18 protein-coding genes and 1 pseudogene are annotated in these 17,648 nt (G+C 67.7%); 18 read left to right on the top strand and 1 reads right to left on the bottom strand.

Features of this window, described 5'->3' with window-relative positions; genetic code table 11:
* Window positions 1-135: 135 nt before the first annotated feature.
* Entirely contained in the window at window positions 136-801 is a 666-nt protein-coding gene (locus PJ250_RS11595) for a response regulator transcription factor (protein ID WP_271644710.1), read from the top strand.
* A complete protein-coding gene (locus tag PJ250_RS11600; RefSeq protein ID WP_271644711.1) occupies window positions 801-2,183 on the top strand; it encodes a sensor histidine kinase in 1,383 nt (460 codons plus the stop codon). The genes PJ250_RS11595 and PJ250_RS11600 overlap by 1 nt, the downstream gene beginning before the upstream one ends.
* Before the next feature lie 220 nt (window positions 2,184-2,403).
* Here the strand turns inward: PJ250_RS11600 and PJ250_RS11605 are convergent, their stop codons facing one another.
* Window positions 2,404-3,105 carry a DUF3011 domain-containing protein gene (locus PJ250_RS11605; RefSeq protein ID WP_271644712.1) on the bottom strand — a complete coding sequence of 234 codons (702 nt, stop codon included), beginning with the start codon at window positions 3,103-3,105 and terminating at the stop codon, window positions 2,404-2,406.
* Between the two features lie 158 nt (window positions 3,106-3,263).
* On the opposite strand from PJ250_RS11605, the gene aspS reads away from it, so the two are divergent.
* The 16 genes and pseudogenes from aspS to ybgF all read left to right on the top strand — a co-directional run bounded on the left by aspS (window position 3,264) and on the right by ybgF (window position 17,628).
* Complete coding sequence (aspS, locus tag PJ250_RS11610; protein ID WP_271644713.1) at window positions 3,264-5,018, top strand: aspartate--tRNA ligase; 1,755 nt, start codon at window positions 3,264-3,266, stop codon at window positions 5,016-5,018.
* A gap of 54 nt (window positions 5,019-5,072) precedes the next feature.
* Window positions 5,073-5,594: a GNAT family N-acetyltransferase gene (locus PJ250_RS11615; RefSeq protein ID WP_271644714.1), complete on the top strand. Its 522-nt coding sequence runs from the start codon at window positions 5,073-5,075 to the stop codon at window positions 5,592-5,594.
* Window positions 5,595-5,665: 71 nt separating this feature from the next.
* Window positions 5,666-5,944, top strand: a complete 279-nt coding sequence (locus tag PJ250_RS11620; RefSeq protein WP_271644715.1) for a hypothetical protein — start codon at window positions 5,666-5,668, stop codon at window positions 5,942-5,944.
* A gap of 53 nt (window positions 5,945-5,997) precedes the next feature.
* Entirely contained in the window at window positions 5,998-6,594 is a 597-nt protein-coding gene (locus tag PJ250_RS11625) for an esterase/lipase family protein (RefSeq protein WP_271648605.1), read from the top strand.
* Window positions 6,595-6,672: 78 nt separating this feature from the next.
* Window positions 6,673-7,407 carry a YebC/PmpR family DNA-binding transcriptional regulator gene (locus PJ250_RS11630; RefSeq protein WP_271644717.1) on the top strand — a complete coding sequence of 245 codons (735 nt, stop codon included), beginning with the start codon at window positions 6,673-6,675 and terminating at the stop codon, window positions 7,405-7,407.
* A gap of 93 nt (window positions 7,408-7,500) precedes the next feature.
* Window positions 7,501-8,022, top strand: coding sequence for a crossover junction endodeoxyribonuclease RuvC (gene ruvC / locus PJ250_RS11635; protein WP_271644718.1), 522 nt, complete (start codon window positions 7,501-7,503; stop codon window positions 8,020-8,022).
* 169 nt (window positions 8,023-8,191) lie between these two features.
* Window positions 8,192-8,779, top strand: coding sequence for a Holliday junction branch migration protein RuvA (gene ruvA, locus PJ250_RS11640; protein ID WP_271644719.1), 588 nt, complete (start codon window positions 8,192-8,194; stop codon window positions 8,777-8,779).
* A 136-nt stretch (window positions 8,780-8,915) separates the two neighbouring features.
* A pseudogene (locus PJ250_RS11645) lies at window positions 8,916-10,760 on the top strand (potassium transporter Kup); the annotation flags it as partial.
* Window positions 10,761-10,806: 46 nt separating this feature from the next.
* Window positions 10,807-11,844, top strand: coding sequence for a Holliday junction branch migration DNA helicase RuvB (gene ruvB / locus PJ250_RS11650; protein WP_271644722.1), 1,038 nt, complete (start codon window positions 10,807-10,809; stop codon window positions 11,842-11,844).
* 52 nt (window positions 11,845-11,896) lie between these two features.
* Window positions 11,897-12,328: a tol-pal system-associated acyl-CoA thioesterase gene (gene ybgC, locus PJ250_RS11655; protein ID WP_271648607.1), complete on the top strand. Its 432-nt coding sequence runs from the start codon at window positions 11,897-11,899 to the stop codon at window positions 12,326-12,328.
* A 33-nt stretch (window positions 12,329-12,361) separates the two neighbouring features.
* Window positions 12,362-13,135: a protein TolQ gene (tolQ, locus tag PJ250_RS11660; RefSeq protein WP_271644723.1), complete on the top strand. Its 774-nt coding sequence runs from the start codon at window positions 12,362-12,364 to the stop codon at window positions 13,133-13,135.
* 10 nt (window positions 13,136-13,145) lie between these two features.
* Window positions 13,146-13,586, top strand: a complete 441-nt coding sequence (gene tolR / locus PJ250_RS11665; RefSeq protein WP_271644724.1) for a protein TolR — start codon at window positions 13,146-13,148, stop codon at window positions 13,584-13,586.
* Complete coding sequence (gene tolA / locus PJ250_RS11670; protein WP_271644725.1) at window positions 13,576-14,577, top strand: cell envelope integrity protein TolA; 1,002 nt, start codon at window positions 13,576-13,578, stop codon at window positions 14,575-14,577. The genes tolR and tolA overlap by 11 nt, the downstream gene beginning before the upstream one ends.
* Before the next feature lie 89 nt (window positions 14,578-14,666).
* The gene (gene tolB / locus PJ250_RS11675) at window positions 14,667-15,995 is read left to right on the top strand and encodes a Tol-Pal system beta propeller repeat protein TolB (protein ID WP_271644726.1); all 1,329 of its coding nucleotides are present in this window, start codon (window positions 14,667-14,669) and stop codon (window positions 15,993-15,995) included.
* Window positions 15,996-16,084: 89 nt separating this feature from the next.
* Window positions 16,085-16,600, top strand: coding sequence for a peptidoglycan-associated lipoprotein Pal (gene pal / locus PJ250_RS11680; protein WP_271644727.1), 516 nt, complete (start codon window positions 16,085-16,087; stop codon window positions 16,598-16,600).
* A 203-nt stretch (window positions 16,601-16,803) separates the two neighbouring features.
* Window positions 16,804-17,628 (top strand): tol-pal system protein YbgF, encoded by an 825-nt coding sequence (ybgF, locus tag PJ250_RS11685; protein WP_271648609.1) that lies wholly within the window; start codon window positions 16,804-16,806, stop codon window positions 17,626-17,628.
* Window positions 17,629-17,648: the final 20 nt, after the last annotated feature.

The following is a 17,648-nucleotide window of genomic DNA, read 5'->3' on the forward strand; positions in this document are numbered from 1 at the left end:
TTTGCGCCGCGATTAATTTGCGTTTAAGGCGATTGGCGCGTGGGCGTGACTCGAAATGCGCTTTGAACGTGACCTTTAATCCGGTTTTAATCCCCGCATAGCAACATCGCCGCCCCTTCCTTTCTGGCCGCCCCCATGGATGCGATCCTCCTCGTCGAAGACGATCAAATGCTCGGCCGTGCATTGACGTCGGCGCTCAGCCAGGAAGGCTGGCGCGTCGTCCATTGCGAGGACGCGAGATTTGCGCGGCTGGCGCTGGTCGACCACGCCTTCGTCGCGGTGCTGCTCGACCTCGGACTGCCTGGCGGTTCCGGGCTGGACGTCCTGGCGACGATGCGTGATCGCTACGATCCAACGCCGGTGCTGATCATCACCGCGCGCGATCAGCTCAGTGATCGAGTGCGAGGCCTGGACGCGGGTGCCGACGACTACATCGTCAAGCCCTTTCAGCGCGACGAGATGCTGGCGCGGTTGCGCGCGGTGCTTCGTCGCAGTCGCGGCGTGGTGACCCCGGTGCTGCGATGGCGCGACGTCGAGATCGATCCGGCTGCGCGAACCGTGACCCGAGGCGGCCAGCGCGTCGGCCTCAGCGCGCACGAGTTTCGCATCCTGTTGGCGCTGTTCGAGTCGCAGGGGCGGGTACTCAGCCGGGATCAGTTGCAGGACCGTCTCTATGGCGGGGATGCCGAGATCGGCAGCAACACGGTCGCGGTCTACGTGCACCAGTTGCGGCGCAAGCTCGGCGACGAGGTGGTGGTGACAGAACTCGGCTTCGGCTATCGCGTCGGGGACGAGGGCTGATGCGCGCGCTGAGCACCCGCTTGCTGATTGCGCTGGCGTTCGTGCTGCTCGCCACGTGGGGGGGCTGGTTTGCGCTGCAGTACCGGCAGATGTCCGCGCACCAGGTCGGTGACGTCGATGGCATGCTGCGTAATGTGGCCGAGCAGTTGCTGCAGTCGCTGCCGACCGATATCACCACGGCCGGACCGCAGCATCGGTTCGAGCTGGCCGCGCCGCCCTGGCGTGCGGCCGTTGGCGGCAAGTTCGATACGCTCGCCTTTCAGGCCTGGGAACTGGGTACGCATCGCCGATTGCTCTCGTCGCGTACCGCGCCGAATCACGCGCTGGCGCCCGGGTTCGTGGAAGGTTTCACCAGGCCCGTGGTGGGCGGCGTGCCGTGGCGTGTGTACGCGGCCAGCGATGCGCAGCGCCGTGTCCAGTTCCAGGTTGGCGTGCCGGAGTCCGCGATCAAGATGGAGCTGCGGCGCTGGTTCCGTGCCAGCCTCGGTGCGGCGTTGGCACTGATCGCCCTGTTCGGCGCAGCGGTCTGGCTGGTGATCCGGTGGTCGCTGCGTCCTGTGAGGCGGGTCAGTGAATCGCTCGCCGCACGTCCATCGCTGGACCTTGCACCGTTGCCGGAAATCGGCTTGCCCACGGAGTTCGCGCCCCTGGTGCGGGCATTCAACGTGTCGATGACCCGACTTGGGCAGGCGCTGCAGCATGAACGTGAGTTCCTCGGGGAGGCCGCGCATGAGTTGCGCACGCCGTTGGCCGCGCTGCTGGCCCAAGCGCAGGTGCTGCAGCACGCGGGAAATCGCGAGGAGGCGCGCGAGGCGCTCGCCCACCTGATCGCCGGGATCGAGCGTGCCTCCCGACTGGCGCAGCAGCTGCTGGACTCCGCGCGGGTGGATGCCGCAGGGGCCAGCGCGCGTCCACAGGATGTCGATCTGGCGCTGGTCGCCGGGATGGTGGCCGACGAGTTCGCGCTGCTTGCGCAACGGGTTGGCCGGTCGATCGAAGTCGAGACCCGCCACGCGCCGGTGCGCGGGGACATCGACGATCTCGGGATCATGGTCCGTAACCTGCTGGACAACGCCCTCTGTCATGGAGGCCCCGGCACGCGCGTACGGTTGGAGACCCGGGTCGAGGGCGACGGAGACGCGCGGACTGCAATCCTGATTGTCGCTGACGATGGTCCGGGCATCCCCGAGGACCAGCGCGAGCGGGTCTTCGAGCGGTTCTACCGAGCGGAAAACGGGCACCGCACGCAGGGCATTGGCATGGGCCTGTCGCTGGTCGAACGGGTGGTCGCCTCGCATGGCGGACGGGTCACTTGCGGTGTCGGGCTCGACGGCCGCGGTTTTGGAGTGGAAATCCGGCTGTCGGCGGCGCCCGCGCACTGATCGCAGGCCGGCGGCCGATGGTGATGCGCAGGAGGGCTAGCTCGCCTCCGAGTGCTAGCTCACTCGGATCCCGACGGCGCGAACGCGGCTGCCCCGCTTCAATGGCCAGGATCCCTGGAGGCCTTAGGTCCGCGCGACCGTGGGACCGGCCGGCGGCGTCACAGGATAGAAGAGCCGGGCAGGACCCGGCGTTCTACTGTCTGGAGGCGAAAGCAGGCGCTCAGCGGGCGCCAAAGCGGGCGCGGCAGCCCTCGTCCACCCAGATCCGGCCGCCCCGGTAGGCCCAGGTCCGGCCCTCGATGCACGGGCTGTCGGACAATTGCTTGATGATCACCGGGCGCCCGTCGCGGCTGTTCCAGTCGCAGGTGTGGCGCCGGTTGTCGTTGCTGCTGCAGGTCACCGTGACGTCGCTGTGGCCCGGGTAGCCGGGGCCGCCGCCGCCGTGGCCCCGGCCCTCGGCGAATTCACCGCGGCAGCCCTGGTCGACCCAGATCGAGCCCCCGCGCTGGCCCCAGGTGCGGCCTTCCACGCAGCGGCTGTCCGACAGCTGGCGCACCAGCATGGCCCGGCCGCGGAAGCCGGCCGCGCACTCGCGGTAGCGGTTGTCACTGCTCTCGCAGCGGATCGTGCGGCCACTGTTGCCGCCCCATCCGCCGCCGGGGCCGCCGGTCCAGCTGGGCACAAAGCGTCCGCGGCAGCCGCGGTCCACCCAGATCACGCCGCCCCGTGTGCCCCAGGTGCGGCCCTCGACGCAGGGGGAATCGGATAGGGTGCGCTCCAGGCGCGCGCGCCCGTTGAAGCCGCGGCACTCTCGGTAGCGGTTGTCCTGGCTTTCGCAGGTGATCGAGTCCTGGGCATGGGCCGGCGGGGCGGCGGCGTAGACGCCCAGGGCGAACACAAGGACCGCAAACAGTCGCAACATGGCACGGCTCCGGGATGGGGCGGGTGCGGCGGACTATACACGGCGCCCTGCCGCGTTCATGTGGGCGGCGGACGGGCGATTTGCCGCGCCGCAGCGGCGGCCCCAAAATAGCCGGCTGTTCCGGCCGCGACCCGCGGCCCGCCTGGAGTTGCCTCACGATGCGTACCCATTTCTGCGGCCTGGTCGACGAGACCCTGATCGGCCAAACCGTCACCCTGGCCGGCTGGACCGACGTGGCCCGCAACCAGGGCGGCGTGTGCTTCATCGACCTGCGCGACCACGAGGGCATCGTGCAGGTGACGGTCGAACTGGACAACGCGGAGGTGTTCAAGACCGCCGCCTCGCTGGGTTACGAGGACGTGCTGCAGGTCGAGGGCGTGGTGCGCGCGCGCCATGCGGTCAACGACAGGATCAAGACCGGCAAGGTCGAAGTGATCGCCAGCGCGATCACGGTGCTCAACAAGGCCGCGCCGCTGCCGTTCCACGCCCACGAGAACCCGGGCGAGGACACCCGCCTGAAGTACCGCTACCTGGACCTGCGCCGCCCGGAGATGCAGCGCATGCAGCGCACCCGCATCAAGCTGGTGCAGGCGCTGCGCCGGCACCTGGACGCGGCCGGCTTCCAGGACATCGAGACCCCGATCCTGACCAAGGCCACCCCGGAGGGCGCGCGCGACTTCCTGGTGCCGGCACGCATGCACCCGGGCGAGTTCTACGCCCTGCCGCAGAGCCCGCAGCTGTTCAAGCAGATCCTGATGGTGGCCGGCTTCGACCGCTACTACCAGATCGCGCGCTGCTTCCGTGACGAGGCCCTGCGTGCCGACCGCCAGCTGGAATTCACCCAGCTGGACATGGAATTCGCCTTCGTGCGCGAGCGCGACGTGCAGGATTTCGTCGAGGAGATGATCCGCGCGATCTTCAAGGAGGTCGTGGACGTCGAACTGGACGCCCAGTTCCCGCGCATGACCTGGGCCGAGGCGATGCGTCGCTTTGGTTCGGACAAGCCGGATCTGCGCATCGACCTGGAGCTGGTCGACGTGGCCGAGTTGGTCAAGGACAGCGAGTTCGCCGTGTTCACCGGGCCGGCCAACGACCCTGAGGGCCGCGTGGCCGCGCTGCGCATCCCCGGTGGCGCCACGCTGTCGCGCAAGCAGATCGACGAGTACGCCGCGCATGCGGCCAAGTACGGCAGCAAGGGCCTGGCCTATATCAAGATCGACGAGGCCGGCGCGGTCAGCTCGCCGATCCAGAAGTTCTTCAACGAGGCGCAGTTCGCCGCGCTGATCGCGCACCTCGGCGCCGGCAACGGCGACCTCGTGTTCTTCGGTGCCGGTGCCTATAACAAGGTGTCGGACTTCATGGGCGCGGTGCGGCTGAAGGCCGGCAAGGACTTCGGTCTGGTCGCCGATGGCTGGCGCCCGCTGTGGGTCACCGATTTCCCGATGTTCGAGTGGGACGAGGAGGCGCAGCGCTACGTGGCCCTGCATCACCCGTTCACCGCGCCGGCGGTGGATTCGATCGACGACCTGCGCGCGCACGCCAAGACCGCGGTGTCGCGCGGCTATGACATGGTGCTCAACGGCAACGAGATCGGCGGCGGTTCGATCCGTATCCACCGCCCGGAGATGCAGAGCGCGGTGTTCGAGCTGCTCGGCATCGGCGCGGAAGAGGCCAGGGCGAAGTTCGGCTTCCTGCTGGATGCGCTGAACTACGGCGCCCCGCCGCACGGTGGCATCGCCTTCGGCATCGACCGCATCGCCGCGCTGATGGCCGGCACCGAGTCGATTCGCGACGTGATCCCGTTCCCGAAGACCACCGGCGCTCAGGACCTGATGACCGACGCACCGTCGCCGATTCCGGACGCACAGCTGGCCGAGGTGCACGTGCGCGTGCGCGAAACGCCCAAGGCCTGATCGGCCACCCGCGGGCCGCCTCGTGTGGCCCGCGCTTGCTCAGGACCTCCCACCATGTCCGTGACCATTCGCCAGGCCGGTCCCGACGACGCGCATACGCTGTCGGCCCTGGCCGAACGCACCTTCGTCGAGACCTTCGGCCATCTCTACCCGCAGGCAGACCTGCGCGGTTTCCTCGATGAGGCCTACGCGCTGGAGCGCATGCAGATCGTGCTGGGGCATCCGCGTTACGCGATCTTTCTGGCCGAGGATGACGGCGTGGCCGTCGGGCATTCGGCCGCCGGTCCGTGTGGATTGCCGCATGACCAGGTGCAGCCCGACGATGGCGAACTCAAGCGGCTCTATCTGGTGAATACCCATCAGAACAGCGGCATCGGCACGCGTCTGTTCGACGCGACCCTGGCCTGGCTGCTGCGCGATGGGCCGCGCACGCTGTGGGTCGGGGTGTGGTCGGAGAACTTCGGCGCGCAGCGCTTCTACGCGCGGCACGGGTTCGAGCGGGTGGGGCAGTACAAGTTTCCGGTCGGCGAGATCCTGGACGACGAGTTCATCCTGCGACGCCCGGCACAGGGTTGAACGCCGGGCGTGGTTGAGCGCGCGGCGTGCATGGGTCATGCTGCGGTTCACTTTTCAAGGAGGAAACGGCGATGTCGATCGCGCGCGTGGTAATGCTGTCCGGACTGGTGGTGGGGAGCGTGATGGTGAGCGGCTGTGGGCATCAGATGCTGCGCTGTAGTGCCGCCTCGGGCAGTTGGGCCATCGGCCGGGTGGCCGATCAGTCGGTGCTGGACCGCATCCAGGCCGAAAGCCACGCCAGCCAGCTCCGCACGCTTGCCGACGGCGAGACCTCCGGCGAGATCGGCATGGATCGGGTGACCGTGCACGTCAATGCACAGAACCTGATCACCGCGGTGACCTGCGACTGAGCCCGGGGCGCGCCAGTCCCGGTTCGGCGCGCGAGGCGGACCGTCCCCGGGTCCTGGTGCTGCATGGCATCTGGAATGCCGACCTGTGGGTGCGCCCGCTGGCGCTCCGTCTGAGCCAGGCTGGCTTCGATGCGCGGGTGTTCGGCTATCACAGCATCAGCGGCGGGCCCTCGGTGGCCATCGCGCGGCTGGCCGCGCGCCTGCGCGGCGGCCCGCCCACGCATCTGGTCGGGCATAGCCTGGGCGGGCTGATCGCCCTGGAAACCCTGCGGCGCCAGCCCTGGCTGCCGGTTCCGCGGCTGGTCTGCCTGGGGTCGCCCCTGCGCGGTAGCGCGACGGCCAAGGCCCTCCAGCAGCGCGGATGGGGCGGCGTGCTGGGACGCAGCGCGACCCTGCTGGATCGCGGCTGCCTGCCGTGGCCGGGCCCGACCGAAGTGGGCATGGTCGCCGGCGACATCCCGCGTGGGCTGGGGCGGGTCCTGGCGGAGCTGGGCGAGGATTCGGACGGGACCGTGGCGCTGGAGGAAACCCGCCTGCCGGGCCTGACCGACCATTGCGCCGTGCACGCCAGCCATACCGGTCTGGCGTTTTCCCCCGTGGCGGCGGCGCAGGCAGCCTGCTTCCTGCGCGAAGGCCGATTCAAGCGCTGAGTCGGCAGGGGCCCGGAGGCGCTCGGCATTCGGGTAAAATTATCGCTTCGTCACGGTTTAAACGAACGGAAGTGCGTCATGGGGCGAGGCCCTTCGATCGAAGCCCGCAAGAATGCCAGCGATGCCAAGCGCGGCAAGATCTTCACCAAGATCATTCGCGAGATCAGCGTGGCGGCGCGCGGTCCCGGCGGCGGCGACCCGGCCAACAACCCGGCGCTGCGCACCGCCATGGACAAGGGCCTGGCGTCGAACATGTCCAAGGACGTGATCGAGCGCGCCATCAAGAAGGCCACCGGCGAGTTGGAGGGGGTGGAATACGAGAACGTGCGCTACGAGGGCTATGCCCCCGGCGGCGTGGCGGTGATCGTGGACTGCCTGACCGACAACCGCGTGCGCACCGTGGCCGATGTGCGCCATGCCTTCTCCAAGTGCGGCGGCAACATGGGCACCGAGGGCTCGGTGGCATTCATGTTCAAGCGCCTGGGCGTGCTGACCTTCGCCCCGGGTGCCGACGAGGACCAGGTGACCGAGGCGGCGATCGAGGCCGGCGCCGACGACGTGGTGGTTTATCCAGATGATGGTTCGATCGACGTGCTGACCGCGCCGGAGGTGTTCGAGGCGGTCAAGGTCGCGATGGAGGCCGCCGGGCTGACCCCCGACCACGCCGAGGTGGCCATGCGCGCCGATACCGATACGGCGGTCGAAGGCGATGTGGCCAAGCAGGTGGTCAAGATGCTGGACATGCTCGAGGACCTGGACGACGTCCAGAACGTCTACCACAACGCACGCCTGGACCAGGACGCCTACGCGTGATGCCGGCGGCGGGACGGCCCCGGCGCGGTCCCGATGGCATGGTTCCTGCGTGAATCCCGACGTTCGCCGCCACGCAGGACCCGGATTTCCCTCATGACCCGCATCCTCGGCATCGACCCGGGCAGCCAGCGCACGGGGATCGGCATCATCGATGTCGATGCCCAGGGCAGGACCACCCATGTCTACAACGGGCCGCTGCTGCTGCTGGGCGAGGGCGGCTTTCCGCAGCGGCTCAAGCGCCTACTGGTGGGCCTGGCGGCGCTGATGGAGCAGTGGCAGCCCGACGAGGTGGCCATCGAGCAGGTGTTCATGGCCCGCAACCCGGATTCGGCGCTCAAGCTGGGGCAGGCGCGCGGGGCGGCGATGGCTGCGGTGGTGATGCGCGACCTGCCGGTGCACGAATACGCCGCCTCGGAAATCAAGCTGGCCGTGGTCGGTCGCGGTGGCGCACAGAAGGAACAGATCCAGCACATGGTCGGAATCATGCTCAACCTGAAAGGCAAGCTGCAGGCCGATGCGGCCGATGCGCTGGCCGTGGCCATCACCCACGCGCACGTGCGCGCCACCGCCGCGCGGCTGGGCGTCAATGCGCGCCAGGCCTGGAGCCGCAAATGATCGGTCGCCTGCGTGGGATCCTGATCAGCAAGTCACCGCCGTGGGCGATGTGCCGCGCTTGCGAGGCACTGCCTCGCGCGGCGCTGAGCGCTCGGCCATGGATGGCCGGGCTGGGCGGTCAACGTGCGACGTCGTGTCGCCATGGACGGCAGCAGCCGGAGGTGCGGTCATGATCGGTCGCCTGCGTGGGATCCTGATCAGCAAGTCACCGCCGTGGCTGATGATCGAAGTGGGTGGCGGCATCGGCTACGAGCTGGAGGCGCCGATGAGCACCTTCTACGACCTGCCCGAGTTGGGGCGCGAGGTCACCCTGTTCACCCATTACGCGCAGAAGGAGGACAGCGTCTCGCTATACGGCTTCATGCGCGAGGGCGAGCGGCGTCTGTTCCGCGACGTGCAGAAGGTCACCGGCATCGGCGCCAAGATCGCCCTGGCGATCCTGTCGGGGGTGAGCGTGGACGAGTTCTCGCGTCTGGTGCAGGCCGGCGATGTGACCGCGCTGACCCGCATCCCCGGCATCGGCAAGAAGACCGCCGAGCGCATGGTCGTGGAACTGCGCGACCGCGCCGCGGCCCTGACCGGCGGCCCGGCCACGCCCGGGCAGGCGCCGGCCGATCCGCAGTCCGAGGCCGTCATCGCCCTCCAGCAGCTGGGTTACAAGCCCGCCGAAGCCCAGCGGATGGCGCGCGATGTCACCGCCCCGGGCGACGACGCCGCCGACATCATCCGCAAGGCCCTGCGCTCGGCGCTGCGCTGAACACGCGCGCCGTGCAGGCCATCCTCACTTTTCCAGCAGTAGGCTAGCGACCGCCATGTCCACCGCGACCCCCACTTCGTCGGCTGCCGACAGCGCCCCGTCCCATCACGGCCACGGCAACCAAGGCCTTCCCGGTCTGGTGCTGGGCGCCATCGGCGTGGTCTTCGGCGACATCGGCACCAGCCCGCTGTACACGCTGAAGGAGGCGTTCTCGCCACACTTCGGCCTGGTCGGCAATCACGACACCATCCTGGGCATCCTCTCGCTGGTGTTTTGGGCGCTGGTGATCGTGGTGACGGTCAAGTACGTGACCATCATCATGCGCGCCGACAACGAGGGCGAGGGCGGCATCATGGCGCTGATGACCCTGGCCCAGCGCACGCTGCCCAAGGGGTCCAAATCGGCCTACGTGGTGGGCATCCTCGGCATCTTCGGCGCCTCGCTGTTCTTCGGCGACGGGGTGATCACCCCGGCCATTTCGGTGCTCTCGGCGGTCGAAGGCCTGGAAGTGGCCGCGCCGGGCCTGGAGCACTGGATCGTGCCGATTACCGTGGTGATCCTGCTGTTCGTGTTCATGGCCCAGCGCTTCGGCACCGAAAAGGTAGGCAAGGTCTTCGGGCCGGTGACCACCGTGTGGTTCCTGGCGCTGGCCGCGCTGGGCATCTGGAACATCCTGGACGCCCCGGAAGTGCTGCGCGCCTTTAACCCGGCCTGGGCGATCAACTTCTTCATCACCCACGGCTGGCACTCGGTGCTGATCCTGGGCGCGGTGGTCCTGGCGGTGACCGGTGGCGAGGCGCTCTATGCGGACATGGGCCACTTCGGCGCGCGCCCGATCCGCTACGCCTGGTACAGCGTCGTCCTGCCGTGCCTGATGCTGAATTACCTGGGCCAGGGCGCGCTGGTGCTGCAGGACCCGGCCGCGGTCAACAACCCCTTCTACGAAGGCGTCCCGGAGTGGGCGCTGTACCCGATGATCGTGCTGGCCACCATGGCCACCATCATCGCGTCCCAGGCCGTGATCACCGGCGCGTTCTCGGTGGCCCGCCAGGCCATGCAGCTGGGCTATATCCCGCGCATGCAGGTCAAGCACACCTCGCACGACACCATCGGCCAGATCTACGTGCCGGGGGTCAACTGGACCATGATGGTCATGGTGCTGGCGGTGGTGCTGGCCTTCGGCAGCTCGACCGCGCTGGCCACGGCCTACGGCATCTCGGTGTCGATGACGATGCTGATCGACACCCTGCTGCTGGTGCTGGTGGCGCGCGCGCTGTGGCCCAAGTGGCGCAAGTGGGTGCTGCCGCTGTGCATCGTGTTCTTCATCGTGGACCTCGGATTCGTGATCGCCAACGGTGCCAAGTTCTTCGACGGGGCCTGGTTCCCGCTGGCCCTGGGCCTGCTGGTGTTCACCATGCTGCGCACCTGGCGCCGCGGCCGTGAGCTGCTTGGCGCGGAGATCCGCAAGGACGGCATTGCCCTGGACAGCTTCCTGCCCGGCCTGATGCTGGCCCCGCCGGTGCGGGTGCCCGGGACGGCGGTGTTCCTGACCGCGCAGACCGGCATGGTCCCGCATGCGCTGCTGCACAACCTCAAGCACAACAAGGTGCTGCACGAGCGCAACGTGTTCTTGACCGTCTACACCTTGCCGCTGCCGTACGCGCCGGCGGACAAGCGCCTGAAGGTCGAGGAGATCGGCGACGAGTTCTACCGGGTGATCGTCAAGTTCGGCTTCATGGAGACCCCGGACGTGCCGCTGGCGCTGATGCGCAGCTGCGACCGGGGCGGGCCGTACTTCGACCCGATGGACACCACGTTCTTCGCCAGCCGCGAGACCATCGTGGCCAGTGCGCGTCGCGGCATGCCGATTTGGCGCGACAAGCTATTCGCGGCCATGCACCGCAACGCCGCGCCCGCGACCGGCTTCTTCCGGATCCCGGGCAACCGCCTGGTCGAGTTGGGCGCGCAGGTGGAGATCTGATGCGGGAAGGCTGCGCCGCGCAGGTGGCGCATGCGACCATAGCCGCATGAGTGACCGCATCATCGCCGCCGACGCCACCCGCGAGGACGACGCCCTGGAGGCGTCGATCCGGCCCAAGCGCCTGGCCGACTATCTGGGCCAGGCGCCGGTCCGCGAGCAGCTGGACATCTACATCCAGGCGGCCAAGGGGCGCGGCGAGGCGCTGGATCACGTGCTGATCTTCGGCCCGCCCGGCCTGGGCAAGACCACCCTGAGCCATGTCATCGCCAACGAACTGGGCGTGGCCCTGCGGGTGACCTCCGGGCCGGTGATCGAGAAGGCCGGCGACCTGGCCGCGCTGCTGACCAACCTGCAGCCGCACGACGTGCTGTTCATCGACGAAATCCATCGCCTCTCGCCGGTGGTGGAGGAAGTCCTGTATCCGGCGATGGAAGATTTTCAGCTGGACATCATGATCGGCGAGGGCCCGGCTGCCCGCTCGATCAAGATCGACCTGCCGCCGTTCACCCTGATCGGGGCGACCACCCGTGCCGGCCTGCTGACCGCGCCCTTGCGCGATCGCTTCGGCATCGTCCAGCGCCTGCAGTTCTACGACACCGCCGAGTTGACCCGCATCGTGCGCCGCTCGGCGCAGATCATGGACATTCCCTGCGCGCCGGAAGGCGCGGGGGAGATCGCGCGGCGTTCGCGCGGCACGCCACGCATCGCCAACCGCCTGCTGCGGCGGGTGCGCGATTACGCCCAGGTCCGTGCCGACGGGCACATCGACCAGGCCGTGGCCAGTGCCGCGATGGAGATGCTCAAGGTCGACCCGGAGGGCTTCGACGAACTGGACCGGCGCCTGCTGCACACCATCGTGGAGAGTTTCGACGGCGGACCGGTCGGCGTGGAATCGCTGGCCGCCGCGCTGAGCGAGGAGCGCGGCACGCTGGAGGACGTCATCGAGCCGTACCTGATCCAGCAGGGCTTCCTGGTGCGCAGCGCGCGTGGGCGCATGGCCACGGCCAAGGCCTACCGCCATCTGGGACTGCCTGGGCGCGCGCCCGATCCCGGGCCGGCGGGGATGACCGAGTCCCTGTTCTGAGCCTGCGCCCCGCTTCCGTTGCCCCTGGAGTTTCCCCTTGACCGATCCCGCAATGACCACGCCCCACGTTCCTGACGCATTCAGTTGGCCGACACGCGTCTATTGGGAAGATACCGACGCCGGCGGGGTGGTCTATCACGCGCAGTACGTGGCTTTCCTGGAACGTGCGCGCAGCGAATGGATGCGCGCGCGCGGCCAGATGCAGGAGCAGCTGCGCCGGGAACACGATCTGGTGTTCGTGGTGCGCGCCATGCAGCTGGAGTTCCTCAAGCCGGCCCGCCTGGACGACCTGCTGCAGGTCTCGGCCGAGCTGCGCCAGGTCAAGCGCGCCAGCGTGGTCTTCGCCCAGACCATCCGGCGCGACGACCAAGTGCTGCTGACCGCGCAGGTCAGGGTGGCCGCAGTCTCGGCCACGGCCTTCCGCCCGGTGGCCATGGACGAGGCGGTGTATCGAGAATTCAAGTCGTTGGAAGTTGCTGGCTAACCCTTTACCGCATAGAACACCGAGGAAAGACGGATGATTGGATTGCTCCTGGCGTTGCAGGACACCGTGGCCGAGACCCTGCCGCCGGATGCCGCCAACACGGCCGCCCAGGCCAGTGCGCAGGCCGCCCACACCAGCATCAACTACCTGCAGCTGCTGCTGACCGCCAGCCTGCCGGTCAAGCTCATCGTGCTGTTGTTGCTGACCGGCTCGCTGGTGAGCTGGGTGATCATTTTCCGCAAGGCGGGCGTGTTCAAGCGTGCCAACCGGGACGCGGACGAGTTCGAGGGCCGGTTCTGGTCCGGTGCCGATCTCAACAAGCTCTACTCCTCGGCGACCGACCGGGGCCGCGTGGTCACCGGCCTGGAATCCATCTTCGAGGCCGGCTTCCGCGAGTTCGCCCGCCTACGCGACAAGCGCCTGACCGACGGCCGCCTGCAGCTCGAGGGCGCCCAGCGCGCCATGCGCACCGCCTACGCGCGCGAGATCGACGCGCTGGAGCGCAATCTGGAGCTGCTGGCCAACATCGGTTCGACCGCGCCGTACGTGGGCCTGGTCGGCACCGTGTTCGGCATCATGGTGACCATGCACGACATGCTCAACAGCGGCGAGCAGGCCGGCATCGCGGCCGTGGCGCCGGGCATTTCCGAGGCCTTGTTCGCCACCGCCATCGGCCTGTTCGTGGCCATCCCGGCGGTGTGGGCCTACAACCGCTTCACCACGCGTGTCGAGCGCATCTCGGTGCGTTACGAGACCTTCGCCGACGAGTTCAGCTCCATCCTGCAGCGCCAGACCGGCGAAGGCTGAGGAGTCGTCCATGCAATCGGCCATTTCGCGCCATCGCAAGCGGCGCAAGCTCAAGTCCGAGATCAATGTGGTGCCCTACATCGACGTGATGTTGGTGCTGTTGATCATCTTCATGGTGACCGCGCCCATGCTGACCCTGGCGGTCAACGTGGACATTCCCAAATCCACTGCACGCTCGGTGGACAGCAAGGCGGATCCGATCATCGTCACCGTCGACGGCGACGGGCGCCTGTTCCTCAAGCTGCAGGATGCGCCGATCGCTGAATACAGCGACGAGGAGCTGCTCGACCGGCTGCGCGCTTTCCATGAGCAGAACAAGGACGTACCGGTGTTCCTGGCCGCGCCCGGCGAGGCCAACTATCAGCGCGTGATCGACGCCACCGCCATCATCTCCAAGGCGGGGATCGAGAAGGTCGGCCTGATGAGCAAGCCAGGCGGCAATGCACGCTGAGGCTCCGCATCTGGATCAGCGTGATCCGCGCGACCGTCCCGGCGCAGCGGTGGTCTTTGCCGTGGGCGTGCACCTGCTGGTGCTCGCCCTGATCATCCTGGCGCCGTATCTGCACTGGGACAAAGACCAGGCGCAGGCCGCCGCCGGCTCGCCGGCGATCGAGGCCACGCTGATGTCGGCCACCGATATTCGGGCCGCGCAGCAGGCCATGCGCGAGGCGTCCAAGATCGAACCCAAGCCCGAGCCGCCCAAGCCCGTGCCCGAGCCGGTGGCCGAACAGGACACCGTGCCGCCGCCGCAGCCAGTGCCCGAGCCCAAGCCGCAGGATTCGCCCGTCCCGCAACAACAGCAAGCCCAGGAGCGCGTTCCTGATCCGGACCAGGTCAACCAGGAGGAAGCCAGTAAGTTGGCCATCGCCCAGGAGAAGGCCGAGAAGGAGCAGGAGGCCAAGCGCCGTCAGGAGCAGATCGACCTGACAGAACGCAAGCGCCAGGAAGAAGCCGAACGCAAGCAGCGCCTGGCCCAGCAGCAGGAAGAGGATGACCGGCAGAAGAAGCTCGCCGCCATCCGCGCCCAGCGCGAGCAGGCCGCTAAACAGGCCAAGCTGGCCGAGCAGAAGCTACGTCAGCTGGCCGATGCCCGGGCCCAGCAGGCCTCGCAGCAGGCCGCCGCCGCGCCGTCCTCGCCGGGGCAGAACGGGGTCGACGAAGGGCTGCTGGCCAAATATGCCGCGGCGATCCAGAGCGCGGTGGTGCAGCAATGGACGCGCCCGGACAGCGTGGCGCTGGGCACCAAGTGCGTGGTCGAGATCACCCAGCTCCCGGGGGGTGAGGTCATGGAGGCCCACGTCCGCTCCGGCTGCCCGATGGATGCCGCTGGCCAGCGCTCGATCGAGGCGGCGGTGCTCAAGGCCCAGCCGCTTCCTTATCGGGGCTTCGAGTCGGTGTTCCGGCGCAAGCTGATCTTTACCTTCGAGGCCAGTGATCGCTGAGTTCACGCTGCCTTGGCGTTCATGATTGCGAAAATGTTCACGTCCCGGCTGTTATCCCTAGCGGCCTTTCTCCGAACGCCCTGGCTTTCATGAAGAAACTGTCCCACTGGTTGCTCGCCCTCTTCGTCCTGCTGTTGCCGGCCATTGGCCAGGCGCAGGAGCAGGGCCTGGAGATCAACATTGTCGGCGGCAACGCCTCGGCCCTGCCGATCACGGTCGTGCCCATGCCCTACCAGGGCTCGGGCACGCCGCCCACCACCGACGTCTCCCAAGTGGTGCGGGCGGATCTGGATCGCTCCGGCGCATTCCGCACGCTGCCCGACGCCAACATCGTGGAGAAGCCCACGCGCGGATCGGAGATCAACTACCCGACCTGGCGCGCGTTGAAGCAGGACTACATCGTCGTCGGCCGGGTGCTGGATGGCGGCAACGGGGCGTATCGCGTCGAGTACGAGCTGTTCGACGTGGCCAAGCAGCAGCGCCTGCTGGGCCTGGCCATGACCGGCCGTGCCAACGCGATGCGCGACGTGGCCCACCAGATGGCTGACGCCATCTACGAGAAGATCACCGGGGTGCGCGGCGCCTTCTGGACCCGGATCGCCTATGTCACCCAGACCGGCCTGGGCAATGCGGCGCGCTATGCGCTGATGGTGGCCGACTCGGATGGCTTCAACCCGCAGACCATCGTGCGTTCGGCCGAGCCGCTGCTGTCGCCGTCGTGGAGCCCGGATGGCCGCAAGCTGGCCTATGTCAGCTTCGAGCGCGGGAACTCCTCGATCTATCTCCAGGACATTTCCACCGGTGCACGCGAGCTGATCGCCAGCTTCCGTGGAATCAACGGCGCGCCCTCGTTCTCGCCCGATGGCCGCAGGCTGGCACTGACCCTGTCGCGCAGTGGCAATCCGGAGATCTACGTGATGGACCTGGGCAGCAAGGCGCTGACCCAGATCACCAACCAGTACGGCATCGATACCGAGCCGACCTGGAGCGCTGACGGCAGCACCATCTACTTCACCTCCGACCGCGGCGGTCGCCCGCAGGTCTACAAGGTGTCCGCAAGCGGTGGCGGTGCCCAGCGCGTCACCTTCGAGGGTAGCTATAACGCCACCCCGACGTTGTCTTTCGACGGCAAGAAGATCGCCGTGGCCCAGGGCAGCGGCAACACCTATCGCATCGCCATGATGGATACCAGCACCGGCTCGCCGCGCTGGACCACACTTTCGCCCGGGTCGCTGGATGAGTCCCCGAGCTTTGCCCCCAACGCCTCGATGATTCTCTACGCCGCGCGCGAGGGTGGGCGAGGGGTGCTTTACGCCGTCTCCGTCGACGGCCGCGTTCGCCAGCGTCTGGTGCTGGCGCAAGGTGATGTCAGGGAGCCGGCGTGGGGTCCTTACAGGAATGCCACGCCGCAAAAATAATGTTTAAGCCCCATTTCGCTTTTTTAAGATTGCGTTAAACTAATCCAGCTTGTATCCACCACCCCGGATTTGCGTAACTAGGAACCCACATGAACACCACTCTCCGCGTCTTTGCTCTGTCCCTGATGTCCGTGGCCGTTCTGGCCGGTTGTAAGAAGAACACGAAGGAAACCCCGCCCCCGCCGGCCGTCGAGCCGCCGCCGGCCATGACCCAGCCGACCGAGACCTCCGGCATGTACGGCCCGAGCGATCTGGATACCGACGCTTGCCTGCGCCAGCGCGTGGTGTACTTCGACCTGGACCAGGATTCGCTGAAGCCGGAGTTCCAGGCCATCATGGCTTGCCACGCCAAGTACCTGCGTGACCGTCCCTCGGCCCGCATCAACCTGGAAGGCAACGCTGACGAGCGTGGCTCGCGCGAGTACAACATGGGCCTGGGCGAGCGTCGCGGCAACGCCGTCTCCTCCGCCCTGCAGGCGGCCGGTGGTTCGGGCAGCCAGCTGTCGGTCGTGAGCTACGGCGAAGAGCGTCCGGTCTGCACCGAGTCGACCGAAGAGTGCTGGGCCAAGAACCGTCGCGTCGAGATCGTGTACACCGCGAAGTAATCGACCGATGACCCGGGCCGCCGCTAAAACGGCGGCCTAGAGGGCCGGTGCAGGGCGCGCAGCAGGACATAACCTGTCTGCCCGTTCCGGCACCGGCCCTTTTTCATGAAACGTCGTGATTCAATGGCGTTTCCCGTGGAAAACCGCAAATCCGTCACGTGAGTGCCATGCGTCCAACTCGATTCCTCATCCTGCCGGTCCTGATGTTGTCGCTGGGACTGGCGCCGGCTGCCTTCGCGCAGCGTCAGAGCCTGGCCGATCGCGTCGCCGCGCTCGAAGCGCAGGCCAACAACACCCAGGGCAATCTGGATCTGCTCAACCAGATCAACCAGCTGCGTAGCGATCTCACCAACCTGCGCGGGACCGTCGAGCAACTCCAGAACGAGAATGCCGAACTCAAGCAGCGCGCCCGCGACCAGTATCTGGACCTGGATGGCCGGATCGGCCGGCTAGAAGGTAATGGCGGCGGCGCTGCTCCGGCCGCAGCGGGCGGCGATGCCCCCATGGCGCTGCCGAGCCCCGGCGGTGCAGGGGCCTCGGCTGCCGCCGGTCAGGGATCGAATCCGGCATCGGCTGCCGGCGCCTCGGCCGAACCTGCGCCCGTGGTGCATGGCGATGCCGGTGCCCTGGCCCAGGCGGGTGACGAGCGCACCGCCTATGGCGTGGCCTTCGATGCGCTCAAGAAAGGCGAATACGCCGACGCCGCCAATCTGTTCACCAGCTTCCTGCAGCTCTATCCCAGTGGCGTATACGCGCCCAACGCGCTGTACTGGCTGGGTGAAAGCTACTACGTGACCCAGAACTACCAGATGGCCGCCGATCAGTTCCGCGCCCTGCTTTCGCGCTACCCGACCCACGACAAGGCGCCCGGTGCGATGCTCAAGCTGGGTCTGTCGCAGTACGGACTCGGCAAGGTCAACGATGCGCAAGGCACCCTGCAGTCGGTGATCAGCCAATACCCGAACACCGACGTGGCGCGCACCGCGCAGGACCGGTTGCACTCCATCCAGGTCGGTCAGATGCACTGATGCATGCCGGCGGAGGCTTC

Source organism: Pseudoxanthomonas sp. JBR18 (assembly GCF_028198165.1).
Classification (GTDB): domain Bacteria; phylum Pseudomonadota; class Gammaproteobacteria; order Xanthomonadales; family Xanthomonadaceae; genus Pseudoxanthomonas_A.